Source organism: Paractinoplanes aksuensis, from assembly GCF_024137025.1.
GTDB lineage: Bacteria > Actinomycetota > Actinomycetes > Mycobacteriales > Micromonosporaceae > Actinoplanes > Actinoplanes aksuensis.
Map to the genome: position 1 here is coordinate 260,411 of NZ_JAMYJR010000021.1, position 17,147 is coordinate 277,557.

Sequence of the window (17,147 nt, forward strand, 5' to 3'; positions counted from 1 at the left end):
AGAGCACCGTAACCCCAGCTTCGGCGTCTTACCTCCTAAAACGCCCAACGGCCGCGTCCCCATGATCGTGGAGGCGCGGCCATCAGATTGGCGTCAGCTCGAGTTTTGGCGGCGGGCGGGGAGGTCGGACGGGGATTCAGCTGAGGGGCGTCAGACCTTCAGGTAGAAGCGGAGCGTGATCCACGCCGTGGCCGCACTGACCAGGGCGCCGACGCCGGCCAGCAGCGGCAGCATGAGCCACACGTTGCCGTTGTCGATGGGCGTCAGGATGTTCGTGAGCGCCTGCAACTTCGTGTCCAGGAGCACGATCTTGCTCACGAACAGGAAGATGAAGCCCAGGACGGCGCCGATGATGCCGGCCACCACCGCCTCGAGCACGAACGGGGCCTGGATGAACCAGTTCGACGCGCCCACCAGCTTCATGACCGCGACCTCGCGGCGCTTGCTGTAGGCGGCGACCTGGATGGTGTTTCCCACGAGGAGCAGCGCGGCCAACGCCATCACCCCCGCGACCACAAGTGCCCCGACCTGGATGGCGTTGAAGATGTTGAACACCTTGTCGAGCAACGCGCGCTGGTCGATGATGTCCTGAATGCCCTGCATCCCGGTCATCTGGTCGGTGAACGTCTTGTAGGTCTCCGGGTCCTTCAGCTTGACCCGGAACGACTCGGGCAGGCTGTTGGGGCCGACCGACTTGACGAACTCCGGCGAGTCCTTCCAGAGCTGCTGGAACCGCTCGAGGGCCTGTTCACGAGTCTCGTAGGTCTTCTGGGCGACCAGCGGGTTGGCGTTGATGGCGGAGTCGATCGCCGAGCGCTGGGCGTCGGTGACGTCCGCACGCAGGAAGATCGAGACCTCGATCTCGCCGTAGTAGAAGTTCTTCATCTGGTCGACCTGCATGTAGAGCAGCACACTCGCGCCCAGCATGGTCAGCGAGACCGCCATGGTGATGATCATGGCGACCGTCATGGTGACGTTGCGCCACAGGCCCACCAGGACCTCGTTGAGGACGTACTTCAAGCGCATCGGGGGGTTCCTTCCGGGACTCCGCGCATTACTTCTTCAGGGGGAAACGGGCGGCGGAGCTCAGCCGTAGACGCCGCGAGCCTGGTCGCGAACGATACGGCCGCTTTCGATCTCGATGACCCGGCGACGCATCTGGTTGACGATGTTGGAGTCGTGCGTGACCATCACGACCGTCGTGCCCGTCCGGTTGATCCGGTCGAGCAGTCGCATGATCTCGATGGAGGTGTCGGGGTCGAGGTTTCCGGTGGGCTCGTCGGCGAGCAGGATGAGCGGACGGTTCACGAACGCCCGGGCGACCGCGACACGCTGCTGCTCACCACCGGAGAGCTCGTGGGGGTAGCGGTGTTCCTTGCCACCGAGACCGACCAGTTCGAGAACCTCGGGCACGACCCGCCGGGACACGGCCTTGGTCTTGCCGATGACCTCCAGGGCGAAGGCCACGTTCTCGTACGCGGTGCGGTTGGGCAGCAGACGGAAGTCCTGGAACACGCAACCGATGGAACGACGGAAGTGGGGGATCTTCCACGACCGGATCGAGGTCACGTCCTTGGCGTTCACCATGACTTTGCCCTGGGTCGGGGCGACCTCATGCAGCAGAAGCTTGATGATCGTCGACTTGCCGGAACCGGAGGGGCCGATGAAGAAGACGAACTCACCCTTCTCGATACCGACGCTGACATCGTCCAGCGACGGCCGAGACGCCTTGGGGTACGTCTTCGTCACGTTCTCGAGCTGAATCACGGGAAGGCAGTCTACGCGGTGTAACGAAAACGCCAAGTCCGCCGGGTCCGCGAATCTGCACCACCGGTAAAGAAAATCTCGGCCGTACGGACGGCGCCTGACCGAACGTTCAGGCGCCGTCGCCGTCCGTGCCGCTCCGGTCGCGGAGCGGGTCTCAGCCGGCCTTCTCGGTCTGCTTGCGCCAGCGGATGCCGGCCTCGATGAACTCGTCGATGTCGCCGTCGAAGACCGAGGACGGGTTGCCCGTCTCCTGCTCAGTGCGCAGATCCTTGACCATTTGGTAGGGGTGCAGAACGTACGAGCGCATCTGGTCGCCCCAGGAACCGGTGGTGTCCTGCTTGAGGCCGGCCAGCTTGGCCTCCTCTTCCTGGCGCTTGCGCTCGAGCAGGCGCGCCTGGAGCACGCGCATGGCCGAGGCCTTGTTCTGAAGCTGCGATTTCTCGTTCTGACATGTCACGACGATGCCGGTCGGAATGTGCGTGAGGCGCACAGCGGAGTCGGTGGTGTTAACGCTCTGTCCACCAGGACCCGACGAACGGTAGACGTCGACCCGCAACTCGTTCTCGGGGATCTCGATGTGGTCGGTCTGCTCGACCACCGGCATCACCTCGACGCTGGCGAAGCTGGTCTGGCGCCGGCCCTGGTTGTCGAACGGGCTGATGCGCACGAGGCGGTGGGTGCCCGACTCGACACTGAGGGTGCCGAAGGCGTACGGGACCTTGACCGCGAAGGTGGCCGACTTGAGCCCGGCCTCTTCCGCGTACGAGGTGTCGTAGACCTCGGTCGGATAGCCGTGGCGCTCGGCCCAGCGCAGGTACATGCGCATCAGCGTCTCGGCGAAGTCGGCCGCGTCGACGCCGCCGGCGCCGGCCCGGATCGCCACCAGCGCCTCGCGGGAGTCGTACTCGCCGGAGAGCAGGGTGCGGACCTCGAGCTCCTCGACGGCCTTGGCCAGCGCGACGAGCTCGTCGCCGACCTCGCCGACCGAGGCCTGGTCACCCTCGGCCTCGGCCATTTCGAGCAGGAGGCCGGCGTCGTCGAGCCGCGAGCGCAGTCGCTCGATGCGGTCGATGTCACCGGAGATGTAGGAGAGGCGGCTGTTGACCTCTTGGGCGCGCGCCTGGTCGTCCCACAGGTCGGGCGCGGACGCCTGCTCTTCGAGATCGGCCTTGTCCCGGCGCAGCTTGTCGACGTCCAGGACGTTCTCGATATTGCGCAGGGTGGCGTCGAGGGTCTTGAGTTGCTCGGGATAGTCGGCAGCGGTCACAACACTCAAGACTACGCCGCCCCGGCCGGGTGGGGCCGGGGCGGGCGCACGTCCGTCAGCTCGTCGGAGCGACCTTGAGCCAGCTCAGTGCGGCCTTGTGATAGGCGACGGCGAACTCGAGGGCCGCGGCGCCGTACTGGTCGCCCGCCTTCTTCGCTTCCTTCGCCTGCTCCTTGGCCATCGCCATGGCCTCGGAGTGATACTCACTGGCCCCTGTGTAGAGGGTTTGCAGCTGACTGCCGCTGTGCTGATCGCCGAAGGCGACCCGCAGCGCGACCGGGTTGCGCAAGGCGTCCCGGCCCGGGGCCTCGGCTAGCCACCGGCTGAAGGCTCGCTTGCCGGCGGCGGTGATGGCGTAGGGCTGGCTGGATCTGGGGCCGGGCTTGCCGAGACGGACGTAGCCCATTTCGGCGAGAACCGGCAATTCGCGGTAGACCTGGCTCCGCGTCATCGACCAGTATGGCCCGAGGCGGCGTTCGGCAGCCGCCATTAGCTGACCGCCGGTCATCGGCCCCTCGTGGAGCAGGCCGAGCAGAGCGGCAGCCGTGGGATTGATTTGAGAGTCGGGCATGCCTTCTAAGCTGCCACTTTGTCGCGCTGACGTCCAGGATTTCGCCCGATCCGTCCAGTTTGCGTCTCCACAAGCGACTGTCCCGCACAGACTGTCCGACCACGAGGGTCGAGACGGCGCGTTCTGCCGAAAATCCCGGGCCTGACCAGCTAAAATGGCTCTAGCCAAACGGTCAGACGGCGATGCCGGGCATCAACCCCCCGAAAACCGGACAGATCACAAGTCGGAAACGGCAACGTTCCCCTTAATTCCGACAATCGACTCCGTTTTGGCCCGCCCGGTGCCCTGTGGACGGCCGTCCGGCCCCGCAGGAACGCCGCGTACCCTGAGCCGCATGACAGAGCAGGAGGTCGCACCGGCCCCGCAACCGGCGGCCGCCGCCCCGTCCCACGGGCTCGTGCTGGCGGGCGTCACGCTGGTGTGGATGGCCGCCATGTTGTGGTCGGCCCGCGCAACCATCACCGGCCGGGTCGACGTCGAGATGGAGGTCACCTCCACTGCGTACGCACTGCCCGGCGCCATCTCGGCCAGCCTCGTCACCGGGTCCACGGTGGCGCTGGCGATCCTCGGCCTGCTGAGCCGCCGCCGCGAACTCGGCGCGAGCACCCGGTTCGCCGTCGCCACGGGCAGCGGCCTGCTCATCGGCGTGCTGGGCGCGCTGACCATCGTCACGATCAACACCGAGGGCTGGCTGTACGCAGTGGTCGGCGGCACGGTGGCGGCCGCGGCGACCATCGGCGGCGCACTGGCCGGCTTCCGCATCCCGCGCGTGGTGACCGTGGTCGGCTGGGCCTCGGTGGCCGTCTTCCTCGTCGGCCTGGTGCTCAACCTGTTCCAGGGCCCCCTGCTCGACGCCTTCAGCTCCAGTGAGGCCCAGTCCCGGGCTGACGCGTCGCAGTGGCTCGCGTACGGCCAGGGGTTCCTCAGTGGCCTCGCGGCCGGCCTGGTCGCCTATTTCGGGCTGCGCCGGGCCCGTCGCCGCTCGGGCGGGCTGGACGTGCCGTGGCCGCTCTACGGCCTGGCCGGGGCCGGCGCCGGGCTGCTGCTCGTGATCGCCGAGATCCTGGCCCGCACGGCCGGCAGCCGCGTGCTCGACCTGGCCGGTAAGGTCAGCGAGCTGGAACTCGTGGTGCAGCAGATGCTCAGCGGGGCCCGCCTCAACAGCGCCCTGATCGTCCTGTTCGTCGGCGCGATCACGGCCACAGTGGCCGTGGGCCGCACCATCGCCCCGGTGGCCGACGAGGAGGAAGAGGAAACTCCCGCCTCGACGGCCTAGAGGAGCTCGTCCAGCTCCGACACGGCGTACCACTCGAGCTCGTGGTCCTCGGCGCTGTCGACGGTGAACTGGGCGTCCGGGTCACCCGCGGCCGCCTCGTCGACCACCTCGGCCGCCGCCGCCACCGCGTCGGCCGCGTCGGCGCTGTCGACGTGGATGGCCGCGACCTCTTTGAGCGACACCGGCTGCGGCAGCCGCACGGTGCTCGACCCGAGCTCGACGTCCTCGCGCACCAGCGCCGTGGACGGCACGTCGGCCGAGATGACGACCCGGCGGCGCGGCGCCCGCGGGTCGAGCCGCAGCAGGTGCAGCGCGCCCTGGGCGGCCCGGGTGAAGGCGACGTACTCGAGCTCCTCCTCGTCGCCCTCGGCGTACCACTCGCGGAGCGCGGGCGTCACGGCGTGCGCCTCCAGCGGGCCGGAACCCAGGCGGCCGTCGGCCCGCAGGGCCGTGAGCATCGGCACGGTGGCCGGCACGTAGACCCGGACCAGCTCGGTGATCGGCACGTCTCCTCCAGCGGTTGGACCGTCCCCGTAGTACACCGTCGCCGCGGCGCGGGGAAGAACCATTCCACCAGTCGTGCCCGGATCGTGGCCCGCCGGGTCAGCAGCCGCAGGCGTCGGCCACGGGTGCGGTGCGCGGGTCGGCCGGGGCGCTGACGTCGCCGGCCGGGGTGCGCAGCGGGAAACCCTCGCGGATCCAGTACTCGACGCCGCCGATCATCTCCTTGACCGGGTAGCCGGCCTCGGCCAGGGCCAGGGCCGCCCGCGTGGCGCCGTTGCAGCCGGGACCCCAGCAGTAGGTCACGACGGGGACTCCGGGCTCGAGCAGCTCGGGGGCCCGGGCTGGGATCCGAGCGGTGGGCAGATGGACAGCGCCGGGGATGTGGCCCTGGGCCCAGGCCGCGTCCGAGCGGGAGTCGATCAGGACAAAACCGGGCCGGCCGGACGACAGCGCCGCCCGCACGTCGGCGACATCGGTCTGGAAGGCGAGGCGGGCCGAGAAGAACGCGGCGGCGGCCCGGGTGTCCGGGCCCACAGGGGTGATCGTCATGACACACCACGCTAGGTGCGACAACGCAGCCGTTACATGGTCGTTCCCCGGCGCATCTGGTGCACGGCCGGGGAAACGCGTTTACTTGGCCGCCATGACCACGGATATCGCGCTGGACCGCACGGACTGGCGGCTGCTGACCGAGCTGCAGAAGGACGGCCGCTCGCCGTTCGCCGAACTCGCCCGCGCCGTCGCGATGTCGCCCAGCGCCGTCGCCGAGCGCATCCGCCGGCTCGAGGAGGCGGGCGTGATCGCCGGCTACCGGGCCCGCCTCGACCCGGAACGGGTCGGGTTGCAGGTGATGGCGTTCGTGCGGCTGCGGTACCCGACGGGCAACTACCGGCCGTTCCACGCCCTGCTCGACAGCACGCCCGAGATCGTCGAGGCCCACCACGTGACCGGCGAGGACTGTTTCGTGCTGAAGGTGCTGGCCCGCTCGATGCGCCACCTCGAGGAGGTCACCGGGCGCATCGCCGGGCTGGGCGCGGTCACCACCAGCGTCGTCTATTCGAGCCCGCTGACCGGACGGGCCATCTCGGCCCCCGAGTGACGCCGTCGCCGCCGATCGGTGGCAAACTGAAGCACTCCGAGCCTACGGGAGGTGTCATGGCGGAACCGCGCTTCCTGCCCCTGCCCGACGTGGCCACCGAACTCAACGTCTCGGAGTCGCAGGTCTACCACATGGTCCGCAGCGGTGAGCTGCCCGCGATCAAGATCGGCGGCCGCGGCCAGTGGCGGGTCGAGCGGGTCCGTCTCGAGCAGTACATCGAGCAGAAGTACGCCGAGACCGCGGCCTGGGTGGCCGAGAATCCGCTCGTCACGCCCGACCACGAGTAGGACCGCGCTGCCGGCCGCGCGATTTGTCCGTCTTCTCGCCTGACTCAGTTGGATCACGTCGCCCGTTGACGCTCGCTTTCGTCACCGGAAAACTGGCTGTCACAAGCAAACGAAAGCAAACGCAAGGTCAACCGGATGAGGTGGTGCCGTGATGCAACGGACGTCGGTGGCAACCCGGCCCAGAACGCCCGAGCAGCAGCCCCAGCCCACGATCAGCCTGCGCCCCACCCCGCGCTGCGAGCCACCCTTCGACGACGAGCTCGAGCCGTCCTTCTGGGCCACAGCCCACCAGTTGTCGCTCGACTGGTCCCCACGGCGTCCGGCGCCGCCCGGCCCGGCGGCGGACGCACCGCGGCACTCCCCCGCGGCCGGCGTCTCGCCCGATGCCAAGCTGGCCGTCAAGCGCTTCGTCCGCACGTGTGTCGAGGTCATCGACGGTCACCGCCCGGCCGCCCACCTGCGCCGTCTGTCCCACCCCATGCAGGCCGCCGGCGTCGTCGCCCAGGGCACGGCGGCCGCCCACCGGGTGCGCGAACTGCGCGAGACGATGAAGCGACCGCGACGCCGGGCCGCCGGCCGGCGCGCCGGTGACCGGCCGACCCCGGTGGCGGTGCTGCACGTCCGGCTCTGCGAGCCCCGTCCGGGCGCTGTGGAGGCGGCTGTGGCCCTGTTGACCGCCGAGCGCACCTGCGCCATGGCTCTGCGGCTCGAACTGCACGAGGCCGAATGGCAGGCAACCGCGCTGCGCCTGCTCTGACCCTGGACCCCCGGGGCGCCTGCTGCACCATGCCCGCGGCAGACGTCCCGGGCCGCCCACGCCGGACCGCGGCAACGGCCGGCGGGCGACAGACAACGGCGGCCCGCCGGCGGAACGTGTCCGCCGGCGGGCCGCCGTTGAAAGGGTTGCTCAGACTGCCCCGGGGGCTCCGTGGCAGCGCTTGTACTTCTTGCCCGAGCCGCAGTAGCACGGGGCGTTGCGGGACGGCCCGTTCGACTCCGCGGCGGGCTGGCCCGGGCGGCGGCCGACGGTGGGGGCCGGGCCGGACGGAACCGGAGCGCCGCCGGCGCCGATGCCCAGCGCGGGCGCCTGCTGCTGCTGTTGCGCGGGCTGGATGATAGGGGAGCCCTCGCCCGCCTCACCGTCGATCGCCGGCGCGGTGTACTGCAGGTTCTGCGGGCGGTTGCCGCTGCCCAGACCCTTGGCCCGCACCTCGACGCGGTCGGACTCGGTCGTGTTGCCGCCGTCCTGCGTCATCACGCCGCCGGCCGGCAGGGGCACCGCCTTGCTCGGGTCGACGGTCACCGTGGGCTGCTCCTCGACCTGGACCTCCAGGTTGAACAGGAACCCGACCGCCTCCTCCTTGATGCCCTCCATCATCTGGTTGAACATGTCGAAGCCCTCGCGCTGGTATTCCACCACCGGGTCGCGCTGGGCGTACGCCCGCAGGCTGATGCCTTCCTGCAGGTAGTCCATCTCGTAGAGGTGCTCGCGCCACTTGCGGTCGATGACGCTGAGCAGAACCTGACGCTCGAGCTCGCGCAGGGCCTCGGCCCCGAGCTCCTCCTCGCGGGCGCGGTAGGCCGCCAGCGCGTCTTCCTTCAGCTGCGCGGTGAGGAACTCCTGGTCGACGGCCTGGCGGTCGCCGCCCGACTCCTCGATCAGGTCGTCGACCGTCACCGAGACCGGGTAGAGCCGCTTCAGGTTGGTCCAGAGCTGGTCGAGGTCCCAGTCCTCGGCGTAGCCGTCGGCCGTGGCGGCGACCACGAAGTCGGCGATCACGTCGTCGATCATGTGCTCGACCTGGTCGTGCATGTCCTCGCCGTCGAGCACGCGCTTGCGCTCGGCGTAGATGACCTGGCGCTGCTTGTTGAGCACCTCGTCGTACTTGAGGACGTTCTTGCGGATCTCGGCGTTCTGGCCCTCGATCTGGGTCTGGGCCGACCGGATCTGCCGGGTCACCATCTTGGACTCGATCGGCACGTCGTCGGGGATGTTGAACCGCTCCATGACGGCCTCGACCGCGCCCGCGCGGAACCGCTTCATCAGGTCGTCCTGCAGCGACAGGTAGAACCGGGACTCGCCCGGGTCGCCCTGCCGGCCGGAACGGCCGCGGAGCTGGTTGTCGATGCGCCGCGAGTCGTGCCGCTCGGTGCCCAGCACGTAGAGACCGCCGGCCGCCTGGACGTCGGCCGACTCCTCCTCGCAGGCCTCCTTCCACACCGGGAGGACCTCTTCGAGCGCCTTCGCGTACTCGTCGGGGCTCTCGACCGGGTCGAGGCCGCGTTGGTGCAGCTCGTTGGCCGCGAGGAACTCGGGGTTGCCGCCGAGCAGGATGTCGGTGCCACGGCCGGCCATGTTGGTGGCCACCGTGACGCCGCCCTTACGGCCGGCCTGCGCGATGATCGTGGCTTCCTGCGCGTGGAACTTCGCGTTCAGCACGCTGTGCGGGATGCCGCGGCGGCGCAGCAGCGTCGAGAGGATCTCGGAGTTCTCGACCGAGACCGTGCCGACGAGGACGGGCTGACCGGTGGCGTGCCGCTCGGCGATGTCCTCGATGACGGCCTCGAACTTGGCCTTCTCGGTCTTGTAGATGACGTCGGGGTGGTCGACGCGGACCATCGGCCGGTGGGTCGGGATGGACACGACGCCGACCTTGTACACGCTGTTGAACTCGCCGGCCTCGGTCTGCGCGGTACCGGTCATGCCGCCGAGCTTCTCGTAGAGCCGGAAGTAGTTCTGCAGCGTGATGGTGGCCAGCGTCTGGTTCTCCTGCTTGACCTCGACGCCCTCCTTGGCCTCGATGGCCTGGTGCATGCCCTCGTTGTAGCGACGGCCGTGCAGGATGCGCCCGGTGAACTCGTCGACGATGAGAACCTCGCCACCCTCGTCGACGATGTAGTCCTTGTCGCGCTTGTAGAGCTCTTTGGCCTTGATCGCGTTGTTGAGGTAACCGACGAGCGGGGTGTTCACCGACTCGTACAGGTTGTCGATGCCGAGCCTGTCCTCGACCTTGCCGACGCCGCGCTCGGTGATCGCGATGGTGCGCTTGGCCTCGTCGACGTCGTAGTCGGCCTCGCCCTCCTTGCCGCGCTGGAGGCGGCCGACGATCGCGGCGAACTCGCCGTACCAGCGGGCCGAGTGCTCGGCCGGGCCGGAGATGATCAGCGGGGTGCGGGCCTCGTCGATCAGGATCGAGTCGACCTCGTCGACGATCGCGAAGTTGTGGCCGCGCTGCACCAGCTCGTCCTTCGACCACGCCATGTTGTCGCGCAGGTAGTCGAAGCCGAACTCGTTGTTGGTGCCGTACGTGATGTCGCACATGTAGGCCGCGCGGTGATCGGCGGCGGGCCGGTTCGGCAGGATCACTCCGACGGTGAGCCCGAGGAACACGTGCACCCGGCCGACCCACTCGGCGTCGCGCTGGGCCAGGTAGTCGTTGACCGTGATGATGTGCACGCCCTTGCCGCTCAACGCGTTGAGGTAGGCCGGGAACACGCCGGTCAGGGTCTTGCCCTCACCGGTCTTCATCTCGGGGATGTTGCCGAAGTGCAGGGCGGCGCCACCCATCAGCTGCACGTTGTAGGCCCGCTGGCCGAGCACGCGCTTGGCCCCTTCGCGGGCGACGGCGAACGCCTCGGGCAACAGCGAGTCCAGCGATTCGCCGTCGGCGACCCTTTCCTGGAACTGCTGGGTGCACTCGCGCAACTCGTCATCGGTGAGGTCGACGTAGTCGTCCTCGATCGAGTTGACCGCGTCAGCGATCGCCTTGAGCCGGCGCACCATGCGGCCTTCGCCGGCGCGTAGGACCTTTTCCAAAATCGACACGGGTCAGCGCTCCCCTAGACAGTCTGCCGAACCATCGTAGGCACCCCTCGGCCGGAGCTGTGACCCGAGCCTCGGGTTAACCGCACAAACGATGGGAAACTTCGCATCAAGTTCGCTCAGAGCGGAGCCGTTCCGGCAGGATAGGCCGCGACAACGAGAGAGGGCGGGACCATCGGAAAGATCAACGGCACTGGGGTACGCCTCCGGGCGTTTCGCGCGGACGACGCCGACGCGCTCGCCGCCGGGTTCGATGATCAAATCTCCCGATCTTTCCTGCCGCCCCTGCCGTCGCCCTACACCGTCGCGCACGCCGAGCGGTACATCGCCGAGCACGTCGTGGCCACCTCGGCCGAGGGTGGCGCGCTCTACGCCATCGCCGACCCCGGGACCGACGAGCTGCTCGGCGGCATCGGCTTCGACAAGGTCGTTCCGGTCCGCCGCCAGGCCGAGGTCGGCTACTGGGTCGGGCCGTGGGCCCGCCGGCGGGGCGTGGCCACGGCGGCGCTGCGCGCCCTGAGCGCCCACGCGCTGGGCCACGGGCTGGAGCGCCTCGAGCTGCTCACCCACCTCGACAACCCGGTCAGCCAGCGGGTCGCCATGGCCGCCGCCTTCCAGCGCGAGGGGTTGCGCCGCGGCGCCCAGCTCGGCCGCGACGGCGCCCGCGACGACATGGTGGTCTTCGCCCGCCTGGCCGGCGACCCGGACGAGCCAGCACCACGGCTGCTGCCCGACCTGCCCGGGGGCGAGCTGTCCGACGGTGTGGTGCGCCTGCGGCCGCTCGGACCGGGCGACAACGCGTTCCTGACCGAGCTGCTCATCCTGCCCGACGTGATCGCGACCAGCGTGCCGCCGGAACGGCCGAGCGCCGAGCGGATCCGCCGGCGGTGCGAGCGGGCCGAGACGCAGTGGCTGGGCGGAACCCGGGCCGACCTGGTGATCGAGGACGCGGCCACCGGCGCGCCGGTCGGCGACATCGGGCTCTTCTACGACGACCCGTTCACGCAGCAGGCGATGATCGGCTACAGCATGCTGCCGGCGTACCGGGGACGGGGTTTTCCGACCCGGGCCGCCCAGCTGCTGTCGTTGTGGGTCTTCGCCGAGACCGACGTGGTGCGGCTGGCCGCCGGCACGGCGCCGGACAACCTGGGCTCGCAACGGGTGCTCGAGAAGGCGGGATTCCACCGGGAGGCGTACCTGCGCGCGCGGCTGCCCGGCCCGGACGGGACGCGGGTCGACGACGTGCAGTACGTCCTCCTCGCCGAGGACCTCCTGGACTGAAGGCCCTCGGCTGATTCGGGTGGCTAGCCCGTGGTTCCGAGCGACAGGATGCCGTAGTCGTAGCCCCGCCGGCGGTAGACGACGCTGGGCCGACCGCTGTCCTTGTCGAGGAACAGGTAGAAGTCGTGGCCGACGAGCTCCATCTGGAAGAGTGCGTCGTCGACGGTCATGGGGTCAGCGGGGTGTTCCTTCTCCCGCACGATCCGCCACGGCAGGTCCTCGTCGTGTTCCGCGAGGGCGGTGGCGACCGATGAGGTCTGTTCGGCCGTTTGGGCCAGGCTCAGATCGGTGGGCAGACCGGCGGTGGCCGCTGCCACCGAGAGAGGCGCGTGACGCCCTCGGTGCACCCGGCGGCGGTCGGCGGATCGCCGTAGCCGGCCGTCGAGTTTGGTGATGGCCAGGTCCAGGGCTGCGTAGAAGTCTTTGGCGCAGGCCTCGGCCCGGATGACCGGGCCCTTCGTCACGACGGTGATCTCGACTCGCTGGCAGTTGTCGGACTGGCGCGGATTGCGCTCGTGGAAAAGTTCGACGTCGGCCCGGATCAGCTTCTGGTCGTAACGCTCGACCTTGCTCAGTTTGTCGGCGACGTGTTCCCGATAGTGGTCGGGAACCTCTACGTTGCGGCCCTTGACGACAATGTCCACTCGTGACCTCCCCCAACGTTTCTGCTTACGGGCCCCTCCAACCGCCCCGCCCGCCGCCCCGAAAAGGACTGAAGGCTGAGCTTCCGGGTTGCCGGGGGCACCGTTTTGTCCTTGCTCACTGATTGGCGCGGTGACGCCGTGATCGACCCTGGGTCAACTCACCGAGCGTGACCGATCGCGAAGGAGACGACTCCTTTCCGGTGCGGCGGCTCGCGGACGCGCTGCGCCTGAAGGATGGAGCGGGACGAGTCGGAACTCATACCCTCGTCACCAAGACGCTAACGTGCCGATGCTCCCGCGTCACCCCTCGTTCGGGATACCGAAAGTCCGACGTTCACCTTTTCTGTGCCGTCAGGCGGGAAACCGGCGAAACCGGATCCAGACGTTCCGCGGAGCTGTGTCGCAGCCAACACCGCAACCCCATCGACCTGCATCTTTGCCTCCTCGAGCCGGCGGGTCACCGCGGCCAGCGTGGCTCCGGTGGTGACGATGTCGTCGACTACCACCAGCGTGCCTTTCCGGGGCTCGGCGCGCCGCCGAACGCCGATTCGGGCCCGCCGAATTCGCAGCGAATCCTCAGCTGCGGCGCGCCGCCCGGCCACGCTCAGTGACGTAGAGTCGGGACGTGGTAACGCTTCGAGCTGAGGGCTGATTTCAGCCTGCCAACCGGCGCCGCGTAACCGCCGCACGGTGTGTGCGGCCAGACGCAGCATGTGATCGCCATGCCTCTCCCGAGAGGCGGCGGCCGTCGACGGCACCGGCACGAGGGTCACCGGCACGCTGCGGGGGGCGATCCGGGCCACCGCCACGGCCAGCAGGCTGCCGAGCGGGCGGGCGAGCCGGTGACGGCCCTTTTCTTTGTAGGCCAGCAGGGCGCCACGCAACGCGCCCTCGTACGCCCCCACCGCCACACAAGTGGGCAGCCCGAACGACACCGGCTCGGGTGGCCGCCGGAACGGCCGCAACGCCTCGAGACCGGCGGCACAGGCCGCGCACACGCCGTACCGCAGCGGCACCCGCTCGGCCCCGCAGCCGGCGCACGGGGCCGGCAGCACCAGATCGGCGAGATCACCCAGCAGGCCGGCCATGCGCGAGCTCCGGCTCAGTCGAGGAAGAACGGGGCGGTGGGCTTGGCGTCGGAGCCGGGCGGCACCGGCGGGCCGGCCAGATGCTCCGTGGTGATCTTGTCGGGCGCGCTGAGCACGTCAAAGGCTTCGCCACCCGCCATGTACGACTCCGACGACGACCGCTCGGTGCCGGTCACCGGGTTGGACGGGTAGGCCGACAGGAAAGTCACCCGTTCGGCGCCGATGTCGTCGAGGCGAACCGTGGACAACCCGCCGTCGACCGTCACGTCGAGCACCGCGTAGCGACCGTCGCGGCGGGCGCCCGCCACCACCAGGTAGTCCTCGCTGCTCCAGGCGACCGCGGTCACGGCCTGCAGGCTGGGCGGCAGCACCTGCTCGGGCACGCCCAGGGTGATGCCGTCGCCGCTGGTGCTGAGCGCGGCCCGGTAGAGCCGGCCCTCGCTGACCACCGCCACCCGGTGCCCGTCGGGCGCCACCGCGAGCGCGCTGACCGGGCCGGGATTGCCCTGCCACTCCACCCGCTGGGCCCGCGAGCCGGCCCCGGCGAACGAGTAGACCTGGCCGCCCTGGGTGATCAGCCCGATCGCCTGGGTGTCCTCACCGCCGCTGGGCAGCTGGGCCCAGACCGGGGTGCCGAGCGAGCCGCCCAGACCGACGACCTCGGTCAGGTCGGCCTGCTCGCCCAGCGGCGCGTCGGCCACCCGCAGCCGACGCTGGCCGGCCGGGCCGGTCACCACCGCGGCGTAGGCCCGGGTCGCGGACGCGCTGATCGCCGCCGAGGCGATGTTCCGGTTGGCCGCCGGTTTGATCACCGGCAGCTCGTCGTCGGCCCGGGGCGAACCCTTCAGCCGCCGGATGCCGCCGCCGAGGATCGCGAACCGTTCCGGGTCGTCGGTGAGGTTGTAGGCCAGATTGCTGTCGAAGAACTCACCGTTCTCGACCCGCACCGGCTCGTTGTGGCCGACGGCGATCGAGATCACGCGCGGCACCGGCTGCATGGACCACTGCAACTGGCGGCGCAGCCGGTCGAGCACACCCGGGTCGGCGCCCGGCGGGACGGCCTTGTCGTTGAGCCTGATCTCGAGTGTGTCGTTGGTGATGGCGGGCACGTTGTCGGCGGCCTGGGTGCCCGTGGGCAGGCTGTTGACGGCGTCGCTGAGCCAGGGCGCGGGCGCGCCGGTGAGCCAGCCCAGGATCGTCGTCGGCTGCTGCACGGTGGGCACGCTGCGGGGCATGTAGCGCAGGTCGGGCACGAGGCCGGTGTTCTCGTTGTTCCACCAGTAGATCGTGCGGCGCTGATAGAACGAGTTGAGCGTCTGATCGGTCATCAGCATGGCCTGCGGGGCGTCGAGCACGAACAGCCCCTCTTGCCCGGACACGGAGCCGATGCGCAGCTTGTAGCGGGTGCCCGAGGACGCGCCGTCGGCCGGCTGGAGCACGCCGTTGGCCTTCAGCGTGCCGACCACCTGCACGATGAACGTGATCTCGGAGTCGCCCGGCGAGTAGAGCGGGCGTTCGGTCTCGCGGATGACCTTGATGTCGTTGCCGGTCGGGAAGCGCGCGGCCAGATCGGGCGCCTGGAACGCCTTGACCCGGTTGAGGGCCGTCTCGGCGTCGCCGGCCGCGGCCTCGAGGTAGTTGTCGGCGAACTCTTCCAGATCGTTGGTGTCGGTGCGGGCGTACTGCACCGGCGGGCTGCCGTCGTCGTCGACCGACACGCCGCTGGGCGGGCCCTCGCCGAGGATCGTCACGTCGCTCTCGGCCGGGATGCCGCAGCCGCCGGCCAGCATCGCGCCCAGCACGACGGCCGTACAGAGCAAGCGTCGCATCAGACCACCTCTGCCTTGTCGCCGGCCGGGGCCGGGCCGGGGGCCGGCAGCGCCGGGGCCCGGTCGCGCGGGATCAACGGCAGGGGCGCCGCCAGCAGCCGGTCGCCCGAGCGCACCGGCAGGGTGAGCCGGAACTGGGCGCCCTCGCCGGGCGCGCCCCACGCCTCGAGCCAGCCGCCGTGCAGGCGCGCGTCCTCGGCGCTGATCGACAGGCCGAGGCCGGTGCCGCCGGTCTGCCGGGCCCGGGACGGGTCGGCCCGCCAGAACCGGTTGAAGACCAGGCGTTCCTCGCCCGGCTTGAGGCCGATGCCGTGGTCGCGCACGGTGATCGCCACCGCCGCGTCGTCGCTGGCCAGGGTGACCTGCACCGGCTTGGCCTCGCCGTGCTCGACGGCGTTGCCGACCAGGTTGCGCAGCACCCGCTCGACCCGGCGCGGATCGACCTCGGCGATCACCGGAGTGTCGGGCAGGCGCAGCTCGATCTCGACCCCGACCCGCTCGGCCAGGCCGGTGAGCCGGTCGGCGACCCGCTCGACGATCGGCACCAGGTCGGTGTGCTCGGCGTCGAGGGCGGCGAAACCGGCGTCGAAGCGGCTGATCTCGAGCAGGTCGGTCAGCAGGCTCTCGAACCGGTCGAGCTCGGCCTGGAGCAGTTCGGCGCTGCGGGCGACGGCGGGGTCGAACTCGTCGCGCTCGGCGAAGATGAGGTCGGCCGCCATGCGGACGGTGGTCAGCGGCGTACGCAATTCGTGGGAGACGTCGGAAGTGAACCGGCGCTGCAGGCGCGACAGCTCTTCGAGCCGCACGATCTGGCGCTGCAGGTTGGCCGCCATCTGGTTGAACGACGCCGCGAGCAGGGCCAGGTCGTCCTCGCCGTCGACCTTCATGCGCTGGTCGAGCAGACCCGCGCTGAGCCGCTGGGCGGTGCGGGCGGCGACCCGGACCGGGGTCACGACCAGCCGGGTGACCAGGCCCGCGATCACGCCGAGCATGATGACCAGGGCCAGCCCGGTGGCCAGCACGGTGGTGCGGATCTGGTTGGCCGCGCTGTCCTCAGTGGTCAGCGGCACCATGTAGTAGAGCTCGACGTGGCCGAAGCTGGTCGGCACGGGCGAGCCGGTGACCAGGTATTTCGTGGTGTGCCCGTTGACCCGGGCGGTGACGATCTGGTTGGCCACCTTGGCGTCGTCGGAGACCCGGTGGACCAGCTCGGCGGTGATCAGCTCGGCGGTGTCGACGTTGGGCGAGGTGACCGGGGCGAGCTCGGCGGACTGCCCGGCCCGGATCGACACCACCGAGCCGCCGGACTCGGCCGGGTCGCCGTCGGCCAGCTGACCGACGATCGTGGCGAAGGTGCGCGGCAGCAGCGGATCACGCGCCTGCGGGTGGACGGTGAGCTGCTGCTCGGCGTAGCCCACCTTGTTACGCATCGAGACCTGGACCTCGTCCTGGGCCCGGCTCAGCAGGATCTTGGCGCTGCGGTCGGCGATGAACCAGCCGAACGCGGCCACCAGCAGGCTGGACGCGACCAGGGTGAGCGTGACGACGCGCAGCTGCAGCGAGCGGCGCCAGGCGCGGTGGGCCGGCGACGCCCACACCGCGAACCGGCGCACGAGGACACGCCAGTACCGCCGCACCACTCGCAGGATGCGGCGGACCGGAAGCGGGAGCCAGGCCGGAGCGCGCACGCGGCAAGGTTAGCCGCTCACCG

General features: G+C 70.0%; 16 protein-coding genes. 5 read left to right on the top strand and 11 right to left on the bottom strand.

Annotated features, from left to right (window positions below):
- Positions 1-150 precede the first annotated feature (150 nt).
- The 4 genes from ftsX to M1L60_RS20410 all read right to left on the bottom strand — a co-directional run bounded on the left by ftsX (position 151) and on the right by M1L60_RS20410 (position 3,605).
- Positions 151-1,026 (bottom strand): permease-like cell division protein FtsX, encoded by an 876-nt coding sequence (gene ftsX / locus M1L60_RS20395; protein WP_253239040.1) that lies wholly within the window; start codon positions 1,024-1,026, stop codon positions 151-153.
- Positions 1,027-1,086: 60 nt separating this feature from the next.
- On the bottom strand, positions 1,087-1,767 hold the full coding sequence (gene ftsE, locus M1L60_RS20400) for a cell division ATP-binding protein FtsE (RefSeq protein WP_097319361.1): 681 nt from the start codon (positions 1,765-1,767) through the stop codon (positions 1,087-1,089).
- 154 nt (positions 1,768-1,921) lie between these two features.
- On the bottom strand, positions 1,922-3,034 hold the full coding sequence (gene prfB / locus M1L60_RS20405) for a peptide chain release factor 2 (protein ID WP_253239041.1): 1,113 nt from the start codon (positions 3,032-3,034) through the stop codon (positions 1,922-1,924).
- Between the two features lie 55 nt (positions 3,035-3,089).
- Positions 3,090-3,605: a PadR family transcriptional regulator gene (locus M1L60_RS20410; RefSeq protein ID WP_253239042.1), complete on the bottom strand. Its 516-nt coding sequence runs from the start codon at positions 3,603-3,605 to the stop codon at positions 3,090-3,092.
- A 334-nt stretch (positions 3,606-3,939) separates the two neighbouring features.
- Here M1L60_RS20410 and M1L60_RS20415 point away from each other — a divergent pair, with 334 nt between their 5' ends.
- A complete protein-coding gene (locus tag M1L60_RS20415) occupies positions 3,940-4,881 on the top strand; it encodes a hypothetical protein (RefSeq protein WP_253239043.1) in 942 nt (313 codons plus the stop codon).
- Here the strand turns inward: M1L60_RS20415 and M1L60_RS20420 are convergent.
- Both M1L60_RS20420 and M1L60_RS20425 read right to left on the bottom strand, forming a co-directional pair.
- A complete protein-coding gene (locus M1L60_RS20420; protein ID WP_253239081.1) occupies positions 4,878-5,339 on the bottom strand; it encodes a DUF6912 family protein in 462 nt (153 codons plus the stop codon). The genes M1L60_RS20415 and M1L60_RS20420 overlap by 4 nt on opposite strands.
- 145 nt (positions 5,340-5,484) lie before the next feature.
- A complete protein-coding gene (locus M1L60_RS20425) occupies positions 5,485-5,934 on the bottom strand; it encodes a rhodanese-like domain-containing protein (RefSeq protein WP_253239044.1) in 450 nt (149 codons plus the stop codon).
- A 94-nt stretch (positions 5,935-6,028) separates the two neighbouring features.
- On the opposite strand from M1L60_RS20425, the gene M1L60_RS20430 reads away from it, so the two are divergent.
- The 3 genes from M1L60_RS20430 (at position 6,029) to M1L60_RS20440 (ending at position 7,528) form a co-directional block, all read left to right on the top strand.
- On the top strand, positions 6,029-6,484 hold the full coding sequence (locus tag M1L60_RS20430) for an Lrp/AsnC family transcriptional regulator (protein ID WP_253239045.1): 456 nt from the start codon (positions 6,029-6,031) through the stop codon (positions 6,482-6,484).
- 56 nt (positions 6,485-6,540) lie between these two features.
- Positions 6,541-6,771 (top strand): helix-turn-helix transcriptional regulator, encoded by a 231-nt coding sequence (locus tag M1L60_RS20435; RefSeq protein WP_253239046.1) that lies wholly within the window; start codon positions 6,541-6,543, stop codon positions 6,769-6,771.
- A gap of 151 nt (positions 6,772-6,922) precedes the next feature.
- Complete coding sequence (locus tag M1L60_RS20440; RefSeq protein WP_253239082.1) at positions 6,923-7,528, top strand: Rv3235 family protein; 606 nt, start codon at positions 6,923-6,925, stop codon at positions 7,526-7,528.
- A 150-nt stretch (positions 7,529-7,678) separates the two neighbouring features.
- Here the strand turns inward: M1L60_RS20440 and secA are convergent, their stop codons facing one another.
- The gene (gene secA / locus M1L60_RS20445; RefSeq protein ID WP_253239047.1) at positions 7,679-10,597 is read right to left on the bottom strand and encodes a preprotein translocase subunit SecA; all 2,919 of its coding nucleotides are present in this window, start codon (positions 10,595-10,597) and stop codon (positions 7,679-7,681) included.
- 171 nt (positions 10,598-10,768) lie between these two features.
- On the opposite strand from secA, the gene M1L60_RS20450 reads away from it, so the two are divergent.
- Positions 10,769-11,875 carry a GNAT family N-acetyltransferase gene (locus M1L60_RS20450; protein WP_253239083.1) on the top strand — a complete coding sequence of 369 codons (1,107 nt, stop codon included), beginning with the start codon at positions 10,769-10,771 and terminating at the stop codon, positions 11,873-11,875.
- A gap of 23 nt (positions 11,876-11,898) precedes the next feature.
- Here M1L60_RS20450 and hpf read toward each other — a convergent pair whose 3' ends face one another.
- The 4 genes from hpf to mtrB all read right to left on the bottom strand — a co-directional run bounded on the left by hpf (position 11,899) and on the right by mtrB (position 17,076).
- Entirely contained in the window at positions 11,899-12,519 is a 621-nt protein-coding gene (gene hpf / locus M1L60_RS20455; protein ID WP_253239048.1) for a ribosome hibernation-promoting factor, HPF/YfiA family, read from the bottom strand.
- Between the two features lie 278 nt (positions 12,520-12,797).
- On the bottom strand, positions 12,798-13,607 hold the full coding sequence (locus tag M1L60_RS20460) for a ComF family protein (RefSeq protein WP_253239049.1): 810 nt from the start codon (positions 13,605-13,607) through the stop codon (positions 12,798-12,800).
- 14 nt (positions 13,608-13,621) lie between these two features.
- Positions 13,622-15,436, bottom strand: coding sequence for an LpqB family beta-propeller domain-containing protein (locus M1L60_RS20465; RefSeq protein ID WP_253239050.1), 1,815 nt, complete (start codon positions 15,434-15,436; stop codon positions 13,622-13,624).
- Complete coding sequence (mtrB, locus tag M1L60_RS20470) at positions 15,436-17,076, bottom strand: MtrAB system histidine kinase MtrB (protein WP_253239084.1); 1,641 nt, start codon at positions 17,074-17,076, stop codon at positions 15,436-15,438. Before mtrB ends, M1L60_RS20465 begins: the two co-directional genes overlap by 1 nt.
- Between the last annotated feature and the right edge of the window lie 71 nt (positions 17,077-17,147).